General features: G+C 73.5%; 13 protein-coding genes. 6 read left to right on the top strand and 7 right to left on the bottom strand.

Features of this window, described 5'->3' with window-relative positions:
* The first annotated feature begins 4 nt into the window (after positions 1 to 4).
* Complete coding sequence (locus ACH5AO_RS04275) at positions 5 to 1,255, top strand: ATP-grasp domain-containing protein (protein ID WP_398921602.1); 1,251 nt, start codon at positions 5 to 7, stop codon at positions 1,253 to 1,255.
* Between the two features lie 2 nt (positions 1,256 to 1,257).
* Positions 1,258 to 2,523, top strand: a complete 1,266-nt coding sequence (locus tag ACH5AO_RS04270) for an NAD(P)-binding domain-containing protein (RefSeq protein WP_398922000.1) — start codon at positions 1,258 to 1,260, stop codon at positions 2,521 to 2,523.
* A 216-nt stretch (positions 2,524 to 2,739) separates the two neighbouring features.
* On the opposite strand, the gene ACH5AO_RS04265 is transcribed toward ACH5AO_RS04270, so the two are convergent.
* The 4 genes from ACH5AO_RS04265 to ACH5AO_RS04250 all read right to left on the bottom strand — a co-directional run bounded on the left by ACH5AO_RS04265 (position 2,740) and on the right by ACH5AO_RS04250 (position 8,337).
* On the bottom strand, positions 2,740 to 3,759 hold the full coding sequence (locus ACH5AO_RS04265) for a chaplin (protein ID WP_398921600.1): 1,020 nt from the start codon (positions 3,757 to 3,759) through the stop codon (positions 2,740 to 2,742).
* 154 nt (positions 3,760 to 3,913) lie between these two features.
* Positions 3,914 to 4,801, bottom strand: a complete 888-nt coding sequence (locus ACH5AO_RS04260; RefSeq protein ID WP_398921597.1) for an ABC transporter permease — start codon at positions 4,799 to 4,801, stop codon at positions 3,914 to 3,916.
* Entirely contained in the window at positions 4,798 to 7,470 is a 2,673-nt protein-coding gene (locus ACH5AO_RS04255; protein ID WP_398921595.1) for an alpha/beta fold hydrolase, read from the bottom strand. The genes ACH5AO_RS04260 and ACH5AO_RS04255 overlap by 4 nt, the downstream gene beginning before the upstream one ends.
* Before the next feature lie 258 nt (positions 7,471 to 7,728).
* Entirely contained in the window at positions 7,729 to 8,337 is a 609-nt protein-coding gene (locus ACH5AO_RS04250; RefSeq protein WP_398921593.1) for a hypothetical protein, read from the bottom strand.
* 331 nt (positions 8,338 to 8,668) lie between these two features.
* Between ACH5AO_RS04250 and ACH5AO_RS04245 the strand changes: the two genes are divergently transcribed.
* A complete protein-coding gene (locus ACH5AO_RS04245; RefSeq protein WP_398921591.1) occupies positions 8,669 to 8,878 on the top strand; it encodes a hypothetical protein in 210 nt (69 codons plus the stop codon).
* A gap of 252 nt (positions 8,879 to 9,130) precedes the next feature.
* Here ACH5AO_RS04245 and mmsA read toward each other — a convergent pair whose 3' ends face one another.
* Entirely contained in the window at positions 9,131 to 10,633 is a 1,503-nt protein-coding gene (gene mmsA, locus ACH5AO_RS04240) for a CoA-acylating methylmalonate-semialdehyde dehydrogenase (protein ID WP_398921588.1), read from the bottom strand.
* Positions 10,634 to 10,961: 328 nt separating this feature from the next.
* Complete coding sequence (locus tag ACH5AO_RS04235) at positions 10,962 to 11,219, bottom strand: hypothetical protein (protein ID WP_398921587.1); 258 nt, start codon at positions 11,217 to 11,219, stop codon at positions 10,962 to 10,964.
* 382 nt (positions 11,220 to 11,601) lie between these two features.
* Between ACH5AO_RS04235 and ACH5AO_RS04230 the strand changes: the two genes are divergently transcribed.
* Positions 11,602 to 11,802, top strand: coding sequence for a MerR family transcriptional regulator (locus tag ACH5AO_RS04230; protein WP_344563407.1), 201 nt, complete (start codon positions 11,602 to 11,604; stop codon positions 11,800 to 11,802).
* Positions 11,803 to 11,832: 30 nt separating this feature from the next.
* On the opposite strand, the gene ACH5AO_RS04225 is transcribed toward ACH5AO_RS04230, so the two are convergent.
* On the bottom strand, positions 11,833 to 12,879 hold the full coding sequence (locus tag ACH5AO_RS04225; RefSeq protein WP_398921585.1) for a zinc-dependent alcohol dehydrogenase family protein: 1,047 nt from the start codon (positions 12,877 to 12,879) through the stop codon (positions 11,833 to 11,835).
* A gap of 230 nt (positions 12,880 to 13,109) precedes the next feature.
* On the opposite strand from ACH5AO_RS04225, the gene ACH5AO_RS04220 reads away from it, so the two are divergent.
* Positions 13,110 to 13,349, top strand: coding sequence for a heavy-metal-associated domain-containing protein (locus tag ACH5AO_RS04220; RefSeq protein ID WP_398921583.1), 240 nt, complete (start codon positions 13,110 to 13,112; stop codon positions 13,347 to 13,349).
* Between the two features lie 128 nt (positions 13,350 to 13,477).
* Positions 13,478 to 15,739, top strand: a complete 2,262-nt coding sequence (locus ACH5AO_RS04215) for a heavy metal translocating P-type ATPase (protein ID WP_398921581.1) — start codon at positions 13,478 to 13,480, stop codon at positions 15,737 to 15,739.
* Positions 15,740 to 16,051: the final 312 nt, after the last annotated feature.

Here is a 16,051-nt window from a genome sequence, read left to right as displayed (position 1 = left end):
ATTCGTGTCGCTGCTCGACACCCGTGTCCCCGCCGTACTGCTGCGGACCGACCGGAATCCCTTTCACCACGGAACGCTGGGCGCCGTGCGGTCGCTCGGCAGGGCGGGAGCGGAGGTGCATCTCGTCGCCGATTCCACGGGAAGTCCCGTCCGTCACTCGCGTTACGTCCGCGGCACGCACGTCCCGCCGCCGCCGGGCGCGTCCGCGCAGCAGGTCCTCGCCGTGCTGCGCCGGGTGGCCGCCCGGGTGGGACGCCCGGCCGTGCTGATCCCGCTGGACGACGCGACCGCGATCGCCGCGGGCCGGCTGCGGGACGACCTCGCGCCCTCCTACCTGCTGCCCGAGATGCCGGCCACGCTGCCCGAACGCGTCGCCGACAAGGCGGAACTGGCCGCCGTGTGCGCCGCCGCGGACGTTCCGCACCCGCTCACGCTCGTCCCGGACAGCCCGCGGCGGGCCGCCGCCGACGCCCACCGGCTCGGACTGCCGCTGGTCGCGAAGTGGAGCCGGCCCTGGACGCTGCCGGCCGGCGGCGGACTGCGCAGCACCCAGCTGGTGCACTCCGCGCGGCAGGCCGGGGAGCTGTACGCGCGCACCGCGGAGGCGGGCAGCCCGCTGCTGCTCCAGGAGTACCTGCCGCCGGGCGAGGACCGGGACTGGTTCTTCCACGGCTACGCCGACCGTACGGGCGCCGTGCGCGCCGGCGGCCCGGGCCGCAAGCAGCTGTCCTGGCCGCGCGGCGCGGGGCTGACCGCGGTGGGTCACTGGACGCCCAACCCCGAGGTCCGGGAGCTCGCCGAACGGCTCACCGGCGAACTCGGTTACCGCGGCGTCTTCGACCTCGACTTCCGCCGCTGCGGCACGACCGGCCGCTACCACCTCCTCGACTTCAACCCGCGCCCCGGCGCCCAGTTCCGGCTCTTCGCGGACAGCGCGGGAGTGGACGTCGTACGCGCCCTGCACCTGGATCTGACCGGGCGGCCGCTGCCGGCCGGGGATCCGGTGGCCGGGCGGTCGTTCGTGGTGGAGAACTACGCGCCGTTCGCCGCGCTGCGCACGGCACCCGGCGGACGCGAACTGGCCTGGTACGCCAGGGACGACCGCGCCCCCGGATGGGCGATGTGGGCCCTGTGGGCCCGCCATGTCTCCGGCCGGCTGCGGCGGCGGCTGCTCCCGGCGGCTTCCCCGGCGCCCCGCCCGGCCCCCCGGGCGGCCACGTCCCCCCTGACCGACAACGAGAAAGCGAGCAGCTGATGATGTACGACCTCCTGGTGGTGGGCGCCGGTCCGTACGGTCTGTCGATCGCGTCGCACGCCGCGGCCGCCGGGCTGAACCTGCGCGTGTTCGGCCGGCCCATGGCGTCCTGGCGGGACCACATGCCCGGCGGCATGTTCCTGAAGTCGGAGCCGTGGGCCTCCAACCTGTCCGATCCGGACGGGCGCTGGCAGCTGGACGCGTACTGCGCCGAGCAGGGCCTGGCGGCACGTCACGCGCACCCGATCCCGGTGGAGGTGTTCGCGTCGTACGGCCTGTGGTTCGCCCACAACGCCGTGCCGGAGGTGGACGAGCGCATGATCACCCGGGTGTCGTCCGGCCCCGGCGGTTTCACGGCGGTCACCGAGGACGGGCAGGCGCTGCACGCGCGGACGGTGGCGCTGGCGGTCGGGGTGATGCCGTTCATCGAGGTGCCGCCGGCCCTGCGCGGGCTGCACCCGACGCTGGTGACGCACAGCAGCCACCACAGCGACCTGGGCCACTTCCAGGGCAAGGACGTCACGGTGATCGGCGGCGGCCAGGCGGCCCTGGAGACGGCGGCGCTCCTCGCGGAACAGGGCACGCGGGTACGGGTGCTGGCGCGGGCGGAGCGGCTGCGGTGGAACGACGTGCCGCCGCCCTGGGAGCGTCCGTGGTGGCGGTCGGTGCGCTCACCGCACAGCGGTCTCGGGCCCGGCTGGCGGAACTGGTTCTACGCCGAGCGTCCCGCTCTGTTCCGGCGGCTGCCGCAGACGTCCCGGCTACGGATCGCGGCCACGGCGCTGGGCCCCGCGGGCGCGTGGTGGGTGCGGGACCGGGTGGAGCGGGCGGTGGACCTGTTGCCGGGCCAGGAGGTCACCGCGGCCGCCGCGGTGCCGGGCGGGCTGCGCCTGGAGCTGGCCGGCCGTGACGGCTCCCGGCGTTCCCTGGAGACCGAGCACGTCATCGCCGCCACGGGGTTCAAGGCGCACCGCGACCGGCTCTCCCTGCTCTCCGCCGAGCTGCGCGGGACGCTGGCGGCGCTGCCCGACGGTTCCCCGCTGCTCGGCCGCAGTTTCGAGTCGTCGCACCCCGGGCTGTTCCTGGCGGGCCTGGTGACCGCGTCCGGTTTCGGCCCGGCGATGCGCTTCGTGTACGGCGCGACGTTCACGGCGTCGACCCTGGTCCAGGGAGTGCGCCGGCGGCTGGGGTCGGCCCCGGCGCGCGGCATGGTCTCCGTTCCGGGGGCCGGCAGTCGCAGCGGGGCGCCGTCGCCGGTGCGCGGCTGACCGTCGTCGGAGGTCCGGCACCGACCGGTGCCGACGGCGGCGTCCCCCGGACCGGGACCGGTCCGGGGGACGCGTCGCCGTGCGGGTGCGGCTGCCGGTGGGGGGCGGCCCGGCAGCCGACGCCCCCGGTTCGGTCCTCGGCCCGTGCGGCGGGGCCGCGGGGTGGCCGGCGCTCCGTCCCGAGGCGCCGTTCGACGCCGGGCGTCGAGGGCCGGGCTAGCTCCGGGAGGCCAGGCGGCTCCGGCGGTAGAGCATCGCACCGCCGGTGATCAGGACGGCACCGGCGGCCGAGGCGGCGATCATGCCTTCGGTGCCGGTCAGCGCCAGGTGCGGCAGGTTGCCGGGCGGCTGCTCCTCCTCGGCCGGGGGCTTCTCGGCCTCGTGCGTGGGAGGCGTCTTCACCTGGGTGGGCGGAGGCGGCGTCTCCTTGCCGGGCTCGTCCTCCTTGCCCGGCTGGTCCTCCTTGCCCGGCTCGTCCTCCCCGCCGGGCGGCTCCTCCTTGCCGGGCCCGTCCTTGCCGGGCCCGTCCTCGTCGTAACCGCCTTCGTTGGCGCAGTCGTTCCCGTAGGCGCCGTTGAACAGGCCGTACACGTCGGCGGAGTTGCCGCACACGTTCACCGGTGCGTCGACCGATGTCTGCACGTTGTTCCCGGACAGCACGCCGGGCGACCACTCGGCACCGCCCACCGCGTACGCGCCACCGGAGTCGCCGTACGAGGAGTCGCCGTGCGAGGGGTCGCCGTACGCGCTCTCCTCCTTCGTGCTGTCGGTGGACTTCTCCGCGTGGCCGTGGGAGCCGTTGACGCAGGTGTTGCCGGCCGTCCAGTTGCCGGCTCCGACCACGTCGGCGGAGTTGCCGCACACGTTCACCGGCCCCTGGACCGGCGCCTGCACGTTGTTCCCGGACAGCACACCGGGAGAGCCCTTGGCGCCGCCCACCGCGTACGCGCCACCGGCGGAGTCACCGTGCTTGCCGTGCCCGGACGCGCTGGAACCGTTGACGCAGGTGTTGTCGGCCGCCTCGTTGAAGGCTCCGGCCACGTTGACGGAGTTGCCGCACTTGTTCACCGGCCCGTGGACCGGCGCCTGCACGTTGTTCCCGGACAGCACACCGGGAGAGTCCTCGGCAGCGCCCACCGCGTACGAGTCGGCGAGGGCGGGGGTTCCGTACAGGGACAGAATGCCCGTGGCGGCGGCGGCCGCCACGAACACTCCCCTGCTCAGGGTCTGTCGCAATGTGGTTGTCTTCCTGCTTGAAGAATTGGGAGCGGCCACGCGTTCTGGCCCTCCGCTGCCGCATGGCCTACTCCCTCATCAACCCGACTCGGCGGAATCGGTTGCGCAGGTTCACCCGGTTGGACCGCGCCGGCGGGCGCGCGGTCCGGGGGGGTCAGGACACCACGTCCTTGCGGACGAAACCGCGGAACGCCAGCGCGAACAGCACCAGCGCGTACGTCACGGACACCGACGCGCCCTGGATCATCCCGGACCACTCCGGGGTCGGCTGGACGGCGTCCGCCCAGGCGAACTGCCAGTGCGCGGGCAGGAAGTGACGCCAGTCGCCGAGGGCGGTGACGGCGTCCAGGACGTTGCCGACGATGGTCAGGCCGACCGCGCCGCCGACCGCGCCCAGCGGGGCGTCGGTGCGGGTCGACAGCCAGAACGCGAGCCCGGCGGTGACCAGCTGCGACACGAAGAGGTACGCCACTACCACCACGAGCCGCTGCGCCGCCGTAAGCGGGTCGAGCGCGCCGCCGGTGGGGATCTGCAGCGGACCCCAGCCGTAGGCGGCGGTGCCGACGACGAGCGCCACCACCGGCAGCAGCACCATCGCGGCCAGGCTCATCCCCAGTCCGACGATCAGCTTGGACCACAGCAGCCGCATCCGGGGCACCGGCGCGGCGAGCAGATAGCGCAGGGAGGACCAGCCGGCCTCCGAGGCGACCGTGTCCCCGCAGAACAGGGCGACGGGGATGACCAGCAGGAAGCCCGCGGACACGAACAGGTTGACGGCGGCGAAGTTGGCTCCGGAGGCGGTGGCCGTGTCCATCAGGTTGACGCGGTTGCCGTCCGGGCCGCCGTCCGGTGTGCCGCCGATCGCGAAGGCGGCCACCAGCACGAACGGCAGGGCGGCGAGGATCGCGCCCATCACGAGGGTGCGGCGGCGCTTGAGCTGGCGGACCAGTTCCACCCGCAGCGGCAGGGTGCGGCCCGCGCGGTAGCCGACGGCGACCTCGGTCCGCTCGGTGGGCTCGGCTCGCTCGGTGAGCGTGCTCATGCGGAACCTCCGATCAGGGTGAGGAAGGCGTCTTCGAGGCGGCGGTGCGGGCCCACCGACGCCACGGGCACCTCCAGCCGGACCAGTTCGGCGACCAGGCGCGGGGCGGTGCCGTCGGCGTCCAGCCGGACCAGCAGCCCCTCGTCGGTGCGGACGGCGGAGGCGACGCCCGGCAGCGCGGCGATCTTCTCGGCGACCGGCTCGTCCACGGGCGCGACGGTGCCGACGAGCAGGGTGTCGCCGGAGCCGACGATCTCCTGCACCGGACCGGCCTGGACGAGCTGCCCGCGGTCCATCACCACGAGGTGGGTGCAGGACTGCTCGACCTCCGACAGCAGATGGCTGGAGACGATCACCGTGCGTCCGGCGGCCGCGTACCGGATCATCACCTCGCGCATCTCGCGGATCTGCGGCGGGTCGAGTCCGTTGGTCGGTTCGTCGAGGATGAGCAGGTCCGGCAGGCCGAGCATGGCCTGGGCGATGGCGAGGCGCTGGCGCATGCCCTGGGAGTAGGTGCGCACCGCGCGGGCGAGCGCGTCCCCGAGCCCGGCGATCTCCAGGGCCTCCTCCAGGTGGGCGTCCTCGGGCGGCCGTCCCGTGGCCCGCCAGTACAGCTCCAGGTTCTCCCGGCCGGACAGGTGCGGCAGGAAGCCCGCGCCCTCGACGAAGGCGCCGACCCGGGAGAGCACCGGGGCGCCGGGACGGATGGCGTGGCCGAAGACGCGGATCTCGCCGCCGTCGGGCTTGATGAGGCCCATCAGCATGCGCAGGGTGGTGGTCTTGCCGGCGCCGTTCGGCCCGAGCAGGCCGAGCACCTGCCCCTTCTCGACCCGGAAGGACAGGTCCCGCACGGCGTACCGGTCAGAGGAGCGGGTGTAGCGCTTGCTCAGGCCGGTGATCTGGAGCGGCACGTCGGCCAGGTCCGGGTCGGGCGCCGGGGCGGTGGTGCGGCGGCGGCCGGTGAGCAGCAGGGCGAGCGCGATCAGGGCGCCGGCGACCGGCAGCCACACCACCCATGCGGGCAGCGGGGCGGCGGCGGTGGTCACGCCGGGCGCGGTGGGCACGGTGAGGTCGCTCTTCAGGGAGACGGTGTACGTCGCCGGGGCGGCCGGGGAGGCGTAGCCGAGGTCGGTGGAGGACAGGACCAGGCGCAGGCGGTGGCCCTCGCGCACCTCGTGGTCGACGGCGGGGAGCGTGAGGGTCACGTCCTCGCCGGCCTCGGCGTCCTCGACGCGGACCGGTGTGACCAGCTGCGAGGGCAGTACCTGTTGCCGTCCGTCCGGGCCGACGTCGTACACCTTGCCGAAGAGGACGGCGTCGCCGCCGGTCGACTCCACGTGCACGGTGACGGTGGGTGAGCCGGTGATCCGCAGGTCGTCGCCGACCGGGGCGGACTCGAAGCGGGCGTACTGGCCCGGGAAGTCCAGGGAGACGCCGACGCCGAGCGAGGACAGCCGGGCGAGTCCGCCGGAGCCGCCGAGGCCGGGCAGGGAGGAGATCGCGGGCGGGCCGGCTCCCGCCGGGTTGGCGAAGCTCTGCTCACGCCCGGTGAGGGGGATGGACCGGCCGCCGTTCGTCAGACCGGGGTAGGTGTCGGCGCTCGCGCCGTTCAGCACGGCCCGGCCGTCGGTGGAGTCCACCCCTCCGGTGCGGGTGACGCGGAAGGCGGGGCCGGTGTCGGCGCCCTTGTCGTCCTTGAGGTACCGGTCGAACCACGCCCGGACGCGATCCCGCACCCGGTCGTCCTCCGGGTCGCCGCCGTCGTGCCCGCCGGCGATCCAGTCGACGTCGACCGGGGCGCCGTTGGCGCGGATCGCCCGCGCGGCGGCGTCGGCCTGGCCGAGCGGGAAGAGCGAGTCGATCTGGCCCTGCACCAGCAGCGTGGGCACGTCGATGCGGTCGGCGACCGCGGACGGCGACCGCGCCTCGAGCAGTTCGCGCGCCTCGGCGTCCGGGACGCCGGACTCGGCGACCCGCTCGTACATCGCGCACAGCGCGGGCTCGAACTTGTCGCAGCCGCCGCCGGAGTTGACGAAGACGCCGGCCCACAGCTTCTTGAAGACGCCGTTCGGGAAGAGCGCCTCGGCGAGGTCGAAGTAGGTGATCGCCGGGGCGATGGCGTCGACCCGGTCGTCGTACCCGGCGCCGAGCAGCGCGATGGCGCCCCCGTACGAACCGCCCGCCATCCCGACCCGCGGGTCGCCGTCCTCGTCGAGTTCGACCTCGGGCCGCTCCGCGAGCCAGTCGATCAGCCGGGAGACGTCGGCGACCTCGCCGTCGGGGTCGTTCAGCCCGATCTTCCCGGTCGACCCGCCGAAGCCGCGCGCGGACCAGGTGAGGACCGCGTACCCGTCGCGCGCGAGGTCCTCGGCCTGTTCCCGCACGTCGTCCTTGCTGCCGCCGAAGCCGTGCCCGAGCAGGACGGCGGGGCGGCGGCCGCCGGGTCCCGCGGTGAAGTACGAGGTGTCGATGCGCACCCCGTCGCCCGTGCTCATGACCCGGTCGGCGCGGGTGACCGCGAGCGCGTCGTCGGAGGCGACGGCACTCCACGTACCGGCGCCGGCGAGCACGACGACGGCGGCGGCCGCGGCGGTGATGGTCCGTCGCGGCCGCCGTGACAGCGGCCGCCGTGACAGCGGCCATCGCGATCCGGGCAGTCGAAGATCCATGCGTCAACGGTACGGGGTCGACCTGTCGCCGAGATGTCGACCGGAGACCGAACCCGGGCACCTCCCGGGGGTGTACGGGAGGGCTGCCGCGTACCGCGTCCGTGGTACACGGACGGCCCGTCCGCCCCGGGCGTTGTTCGTGAGGTGTTTTCCGACGGCTCCCCGGGCCGCTCAGGAACGAACCGGGTCCGGCGCGTGCGTTCTCGGCGTTCTCTCAGGCCTGGACGAGAGGGAACGCCGCCTCGGACGGTCGGGGTCTCAGATGGTCGGGGTGTCGTCGACGACCGGCCTGTGGATCTCGACGACCGGCTTCCACCCCGCGGAGAACTCGATGAAGTCCGCACGGGTGGGGTAGGTGTCGATCGCGCGACGGTCACGCTTGGGGCTGTCGCTCGCCTTGCGTCCCCGGGGAACCTGCTCCTCGAAGATGTCGACCTTCACGTCGGGAACCTCCTTGAGGCCCTGGCGCCAGATCTGCACGACGTCGGCGCCGAACGCCTGCCGGGCCGCGGCGTAAAGGGCCGAGAGGGACCCCTTGTCCCCACCGGGGACGAAAAGCGCCAGGTCCAGCACGACACCGGCGGACTGAAGGACCTCGATGGTCACCGGGCCGTTCTCGTCGGCCACGTAGATTCCGGCTTCATTCTCGTCGTCGGGAAGGCAGGAAACCTCTTCCTGGAATACGGTCCTCGCCGTGATCGAGCCGCCCTCGAAATCCTCACCGGACTTGGTCAGAAAGGCAGGGACATAGCAGTCGGGAAGCTTGAGTTCTGCCGTGTCGGCGGAAACGAAGATCCTGTCCTTCACACCGAGCTTCGTCACCTCTTCCAGCGAGAGGCGGCGAGCGGCGATCTTCTCCGTGTTCACGATTTCCCTTTCAGGTCGCACTGTCCCTCCGAACAAGGACGCTACCACGAAACCCTGAGGTCAACTGCCCAGTAATCCCTGGGTAGATAGTCTCTGACGACCCGCACGGGAGAATACTGAAGCGAGTGCCACCGGGCCGGGAACACGCATCCGCCGGGCAGTGTCCCTCTTCATGGTGTCGAGGATCAAATGGCGGTTGCATTTCGGTGCATCGGGTAGCACGGGGGAACTAAAAGAGAGTTTTCGGCGGATATCGCCCAATGGTGGGCGGGGTTCGGCGCACGGCGGGCACGGGTGTCCGCGCCGATGGTTTTCTCTGTGCTCCGCAGCCTTGGACTGCCGCCCGTCCACGGTCGCGGCGTGGCACGCCGAGCCGCTCATCGACCTCGGGCGGTGCGATCTCCCGACCGCCCGCGAACTCGCGGCCGAGGAGTGCCGTCTCCTGCTGCGTCTCCTGGCCGGCTTGCGGGGCTGCCCCGCGCGTGAGGCCGCGTCGCGGGAGCTCGACCGCCGGAGCAGTCGCCGGGGCGCGCTGCGGTGAACGGACGGTCGCGCCGGACGCGGACCGGCTGGCGCCGTCGCGCGGCACGGGCGTGATCCCGCGCGGGCGCTGGTGGAGGATCCGGGTTCGGGGCGGGTCGGGCGCTTCAGGACGTCACCGCGTACGCGCCGGCCTGGGGGGGGCAACTCGGCCCGCGTTGGGGCGTCCGCGCGGGGGGGGCCCGGCGCGTTTGGGGCGGGTGGCGGGGGGGGCCCGCCCCCCCGGCGGGCGGGGGCGCCGCTCCGCTCGGGCTCAGTGGTTGCGGGGGAAGCCCAGGTCGACGCCGGCCGGGGCGTCCGCCGGGTCGGGCCAGCGGGTGGTGACGACCTTGCCGCGGGTGTAGAAGTGCGTGCCGTCGTTGCCGTAGATGTGGTGGTCACCGAAGAGGGAGTCCTTCCAGCCGCCGAAGGAGTGGTAGCCGACGGGGACCGGGATCGGGACGTTCACGCCGACCATGCCGGCCTCGACCTCGAGCTGGAAGCGGCGGGCGGCGCCGCCGTCGCGGGTGAAGATCGCGGTGCCGTTGCCGAAGGGGGAGCTGTTGATGAGGTCCAGGGCCTCCTCGTAGGTCTCCGTGCGCAGGACGCACAGGACGGGGCCGAAGATCTCGTCCTGGTAGGCCTTCGCCGTGGTCGGCACCTTGTCGAGGAGGGAGATGCCGATCCAGTGGCCGTTCTCGTGACCGTCGACGGTGTAGCCGGTGCCGTCCAGGACGACCTCGGCGCCCTCGTCGGCCGCGCCGGCCACGTAGGAGGCGACCTTGTCGCGGTGGACCTTGGTGATCAGCGGGCCCATCTCGGAGGTGGGGTCGTTGCCGGGGCCGATCTTGATCTTCTCGGCGCGCTCGCGGATCTTCTCCACCAGGGTGTCGCCGATCGCGCCGACGGCGACGACCGCGGAGATCGCCATGCAGCGCTCGCCGGCCGAGCCGTAGGCCGCGGAGACGGCGGCGTCGGCCGCCGCGTCGAGGTCGGCGTCGGGGAGGACCAGCATGTGGTTCTTGGCGCCGCCGAGGGCCTGGACGCGCTTGCCGTTCGCGGAGGCGGTGGTGTGGATGTAGCGGGCGATCGGGGTGGAGCCGACGAAGGAGACCGCCTTGACGTCGGGGTGGGCGAGGAGGCGGTCGACGGCCAGCTTGTCGCCGTGGACGACGTTGAACACGCCGTCGGGGAGACCGGCCTCGGAGAGGAGTTCGGCGAGGCGGATCGAGGCCGACGGGTCCTTCTCGGACGGCTTCAGGACGAAGGTGTTGCCGCAGGCGATGGCGAGGGGGAACATCCACATCGGCACCATCGCCGGGAAGTTGAACGGCGTGATGCCGGCGACGACACCCAGCGGCTGGCGGATGGACGACACGTCGACGCGGCTGGCGACCTGCGTGGACAGCTCGCCCTTCAGCTGCACGCTGATCCCGCAGGCCAGGTCGACGATCTCCAGGCCGCGCGCCACCTCGCCGAGGGCGTCGGAGTGCACCTTGCCGTGCTCGGCGGTGATCAGTTCGGCGATCTCGTCGCGGTGGGCGTCGAGCAGCGCGCGGAACCGGAAGAGGATGGTGGTGCGGGTGGCCAGGGAGGACTGGCCCCAGCTCAGGTACGCCTCCTTGGCGGCGGCGACGGCGGCGTCCACCTCCTCGACGGACGCGAACGCGACCTTCGTGGTGACCTCGCCGGTCGCCGGGTCCGTCACCGGGCCGTAGGTACCCGAGGCGCCTTCGGCGGTCCTGCCGCCGATCCAGTGGTTGACGATCTTCGTCATGACCGAGAACTCCTTCGCAGATGGCGGCGACGGGTGGAGACGTGCCGTTCGTACAGCTCGTGCGGCCCGGCGGCGGGCGGACGCGCCGCGGCTCCGGCCACGCGTACATCCCACCAGCCGCGGGGCCCGGGGCGGGCCCGACACAGTGTCGGCCGTTCGGGTTCCCGAGTGGACACATGACACTTCGACGGGACCTCCGGCGCGGGGCCGCGGCGGGCGGGGAGTCGTCGCTCGCTCTTCGCTCCTGCCAAAGCGATGCGGCCTTCCGCGCCGGAGGCGATCGGTGCCGGGGTGCCGGTGGTGGCGCCCCGGGGGACGTACGGCTCTGTCATGTGACGGCTCCCGCGGCGAGCGCCGCGTCGGTCTCGTCGGTCTCGTCGGGGGTGGGCGTCGAGGGGGAGCGCTCCGGGCGGGCGGAGGCGATCGCGACGCCGGTCGCTGCGGCGATCGCGGCGCCGGTCGCCGAGTCGGTCGCCGGGCCTCCGGGGAGCTCGCCGAAGGGCGTGACCCGCGGCAGCGGTGCGCCCGTCCGGGGCGGGTGGGGGTCCACTCCGATCCGCTCCACGGCGATCACGTCGTACGTCATCGCGTCCCCTTCGTACGGCTCCACGTCTGTGTGGTTCTCCCCGGTTCTAGCCCCGGACGTGAAGCCCTGTCAATGTTTTGTCCGGACATTCGGACGAAACTTTGGTGAGGATCCGCCCGGACCCGTGTCCACGGGGGAAGTCAACGCGCCCCGCCGACGGACCGACGCGCGTCCGTGTGGCATCCCTGTCACAGACGCTTCCGTTCGGTCACGGGCGTCACACGTGCGTGGGTCTTCCGTCACATCCGGCGCACAAACCCTGCCCTGCCGCCGACGGGCCTCGTTCACCGGGCACAACGCATACCTGATCACCAGCACGCGCCCGGCTCCCCCTGACGGCCGCCCCCGGCCGTCGCCGCGGTGCGCGCGGGGAGGTGCCACCATGACCGACCGATCGCTGTGGTCCTACAAGGACATCGCGGCCCACATCAAGGTGCAGCCGGACACCGTCCGCTCCTACCGCAAGCACGGGCTGCTGCCCCCGCCCGACCACGTGGAGGCGGGCAAGCCCTACTGGTACGCCGACACCGTCCGGGCGTGGGTCGCCTCCCGCCCGGGCAACCGGGGCCGCGGGGGCGGCTGACCTCCCGTCGCCCCTCCGGGCGGGTCCCGGTCAGCTCCAGGGTTCGATGACGGTCACGCCCGCCCCCGCCGCCGCCCCGCCCATGGCCGCGAGGGCGGACGGGGCGGCGTCCAGGGCGATGGTGGAGGTCACCAGCAGATCGGGGCGGAGCACGCCGGCCCGGACCAGTTCCAGCATCGGGGGATAGGCGTGCGCGGCCATGCCGTGGCTGCCGAGGAGTTCGAGTTCGAGGGCGATGGCCCGGGCCATGGGGACGGGCGTGGTGCCCGTCGGTGAGGGCAGCAGGCCGACCTGGACGTGGCGGCCCCGGCGGCGCAGGCCGTCGACCGAGGCGGCGCAGGTGGCGGGTGCGCCGAGGGCGTCCAGGGAGAGGTGGGCGCCGCCGCCGGTGAGGTCGCGGACCGCCTCGGCGGGGTCCGGTACGGCCGCCGCGTCCACGCACTCCGCCGCGCCGAACCGCCGTGCCAGGGCGAGGGCCCCCGGTGACACGTCGACGGCGACGACGCGCGCACCGGCCGCCGCGGCGATCATCACCGCCGACAGCCCCACCCCGCCGCAGCCGTGCACGGCCACCCACTCCCCCGCCGCCACCCGGCCCCGCTGCACCACCGCCCGGTAGGCCGTGGCGAAACGGCAGCCGAGCGAGGCGGCCGTCGCGAAGGACATCCCGTCGGGGACGGCGACGAGGTTGACGTCGGCGTGGTCCAGCGCCACGTACTGGGCGAAGGAGCCCCAGTGCGTGAAGCCGGGCTGGGTCTGGCGCTCGCAGACCTGCTGGTCGCCGGCCGCGCAGGCGGGGCAGGAACCGCAGGCGCAGACGAAGGGGACGGTGACCCGGTCCCCGGCGCGCCGGCCGGTGACCCGGGCGCCGACGGCCTCGACCGTTCCGGCGAGTTCGTGGCCGGGGACGTGCGGCAGGACGATGTCCGGGTCGTGGCCCTGCCAGCCGTGCCAGTCGCTGCGGCACAGGCCGGTGGCCTCGACGCGGACCACCACCCCGTGCTCCGCCGGCTCCGGGTCCGCGACCTCCCGCACCTCGGCCGGTTCCCCGTACCGCTCGAACACCACCGCCCGCATGACCGGTCCCGCCCTTCGGTGATCGTCACTTCCGGCGGAACGGTATCCCCCGGTTCCCGCCTGTAGCGAGGGTCCCCGGTCCGTCGCGGATGCCTCGGTCCGTCACGGGGCCCTCGGTCCGCCTGGCGCCACCCCGGCCGTCAGACTTGGATTCATACCCCCTAGGGGTATAGCCTGAAGTCATGGCCAAGGCCACACCGCCCCCACACGCCTCGACGAGGAGTAACGACATGACCTCCCAGACCGACACCCAGGGCTCCGTCACCACCGTCTACAAGGTGAGCGGGATGAGCTGCGGGCACTGCGAGGGCGCCGTCTCCGGCGAGATCTCCCAGATCGCCGGCGTCAGCTCGGTACAGGCGGTCGCCTCCTCCGGCGAGGTGACCGTCGTCTCCGCCGCCCCGCTCGACGAGGAGGCCGTCCGCGCCGCCGTCGACGAGGCCGGCTTCGAGCTGGCCGGCCGGGCCTGAACCGGGAGCCCCGCCCCCGCACGACGTGAACCGGGCCGCGGCGGCCACCCGTTCCCCGCGGCCCGGCACGCCACCGCCATCGGAGCCCCGGACGTCCCCGGGGCCCCGGACGTCCCTGGAGTACGGACATGACCAGCACCACCGCCCCCGAGGAAGCGGCCGCCGGACAGTCGGCCCTCACGGAGGTCGAGCTGCTCATCGGCGGGATGACCTGCGCCTCCTGCGCGGCCCGCGTCGAGAAGAAGCTCAACCGCATGGACGGCGTCACCGCCACGGTGAACTACGCGACGGAGAAGGCCCGGATCACCTGCCCGCCGGACACCGAGGTCGCCGACCTGATCGCCACGGTGGTACGGACCGGCTACACCGCCGAGGAACCCGCGCCCCCGCGGCCCCCGCAGGACGGGGCGCCCGCCCCCGGGGAGGCCGACCCCGAACTGGCCGGCCTGCGCCGGCGCCTGACCGTCTCCGCGCTCCTCGCCCTCCCCGTCGTCCTCCTGGCGATGATCCCGCCCCTGCAGTTCGACAACTGGCAGTGGCTCTCGCTCACCCTTGCCGCGCCCGTCGTGATCTGGGGCGCCGCCCCCTTCCACCGGGCCGCCTGGACCAACCTCCGGCACGGCGCGGCCACCATGGACACGCTGGTCTCCGTCGGCACGCTCGCCGCGTTCGGCTGGTCCCTGTGGGCGCTGTTCCTCGGTGACGCGGGCATGCCCGGCATGCGGCACCCCTTCGAGCTCACCGTCTCGCGCACCGACGGCGCCTCCACGATCTACCTGGAGGTCGCCGCCGGCGTCACCGCCTTCATCCTGCTCGGCCGCTACCTCGAGGCCCGCTCCAAGCGCCGCGCGGGAGCGGCCCTGCGGGCGCTGATGGAGCTGGGCGCCAAGGACGTGACCGTACTGCGCGGGGGACGCGAGGTGCGGATCCCGGCGGAGCGGCTGGCCGTGGGCGACCGGTTCGTCGTACGGCCCGGGGAGAAGATCGCCACCGACGGCATGGTGCTCGAGGGCTCCTCCGCCGTGGACGCGTCCATGCTGACCGGCGAGTCCGTCCCCGTGGACGTCACCACCGGCGACACCGTCACCGGCGCCACGGTCAACGCGGGCGGACGGCTCGTCGTCGAGGCGACCCGGATCGGCGCCGACACACGGCTCGCGCGGATGGCGCGGCTGGTGGAGGAGGCGCAGAACGGCAAGGCCCGGGTCCAGCGCCTCGCCGACCGGATCTCCGGGGTCTTCGTCCCCGTGGTGCTGCTGATCGCCGTCGGGACCTTCGGGGTGTGGCTGGGCGCCACCGGCGACACCGTCGCCGCGTTCACCGCCGCCGTCGCCGTCCTGATCATCGCCTGCCCCTGCGCCCTCGGGCTCGCGACCCCGACCGCGCTGATGGTCGGCACCGGACGCGGCGCCCAGCTCGGCATCCTCATCAAGGGCCCCGAGGTCCTGGAGTCCACCCACCGCGTCGACACCGTCGTCCTCGACAAGACCGGCACCGTCACCACCGGCCGCATGACCCTCCAGGAGGTGCACGTCGCCGAGGGCACCGACGAGCGGCTGCTGCTGCGGCTCGCGGGCGCCCTGGAGCACGCCTCCGAGCACCCCGTCGCGCGGGCGGTCGCCGCGGGCGCCGAGGACCGCGTCGGCGCGCTGCCCCGCGCCGAGCACTTCGAGAACGTCCCCGGCCGGGGCGTGCGCGGGCGCGTGGAGGGCCACGAGGTGGCCGTGGGGCGGCTCTCCGAGCTCTTCGGGGAGCTGCCCCCGGAGCTGGCGCGGGCGAAGGACGAGGCCGAGCGGGACGGGCGTACGGCCGTCGTGGCCGGCTGGGACGGGGCGGCCCGCGGCGTCCTCGCGGTCGCCGACGCCGTGAAGGAGACCAGTGCCGAGGCGGTGCGCGAGCTGCGCGCCCTGGGGCTCACGCCGGTGCTGCTGACCGGTGACAACAGGACCGTCGCCGAGGCGGTGGCGCGGAGCGTGGGCATCGACCGGGTGATCGCCGAGGTGCTGCCCGAGGACAAGGCCGACGTCGTACGGCGGCTGCGGGACGAGGGGCACAGCGTCGCCATGGTCGGCGACGGCGTCAACGACGCGGCCGCGCTGGCCGTCGCCGACCTGGGTCTCGCCCTGGGCACCGGCACGGACGCGGCGATCGAGGCGGGCGACCTGACCCTGGTCCGCGGCGACCTGCGGGTGGCGGCGGACGCGATACGGCTGTCCCGCAGGACACTCGGCACGATCAAGGGCAATCTGGTGTGGGCCTTCGGCTACAACGTGGCCGCGCTGCCGCTGGCCGCGGCCGGCCTGCTGAACCCGATGATCGCGGGTGCGGCGATGGCGTTCTCCTCGGTCTTCGTGGTGACGAACAGCCTGCGCCTGCGAGCGTTTCATTGAGGTCTCAAGTTGGGGTGTACCCCTGTCGTCCGGTACGAGCCTCCCATAAGCTCTTCACAAGGCTCGCGCATCATCCTTACGCTTGAGTCCCGTGAGAGGTTTGCGGGCTCTTGCGCACCTTTGGGGGATATGCAAGAGACGCAGATCACAGTGATCTGAACGTAACCATCGAAGGGGTTCGAAGGTCTAAGTTGACGATGTCAGGCAGCGTCTTGGGGGGCGTCGTCTGACATCTGGGGAATGTCTTGGGGGACTTTCTCCGGAGATTGCGTTGCCGGGGCACGTACCAGCGGGGAGCTTTGAGCGGCCCTC

It is taken from the genome of Streptomyces sp. NPDC018964, assembly GCF_044390325.1.
Taxonomy (GTDB): Bacteria; Actinomycetota; Actinomycetes; order Streptomycetales; family Streptomycetaceae; genus Streptomyces.
Note: the sequence above shows the minus strand (reverse complement) of the source record. Positions and strands in the feature narration are given on the sequence as shown.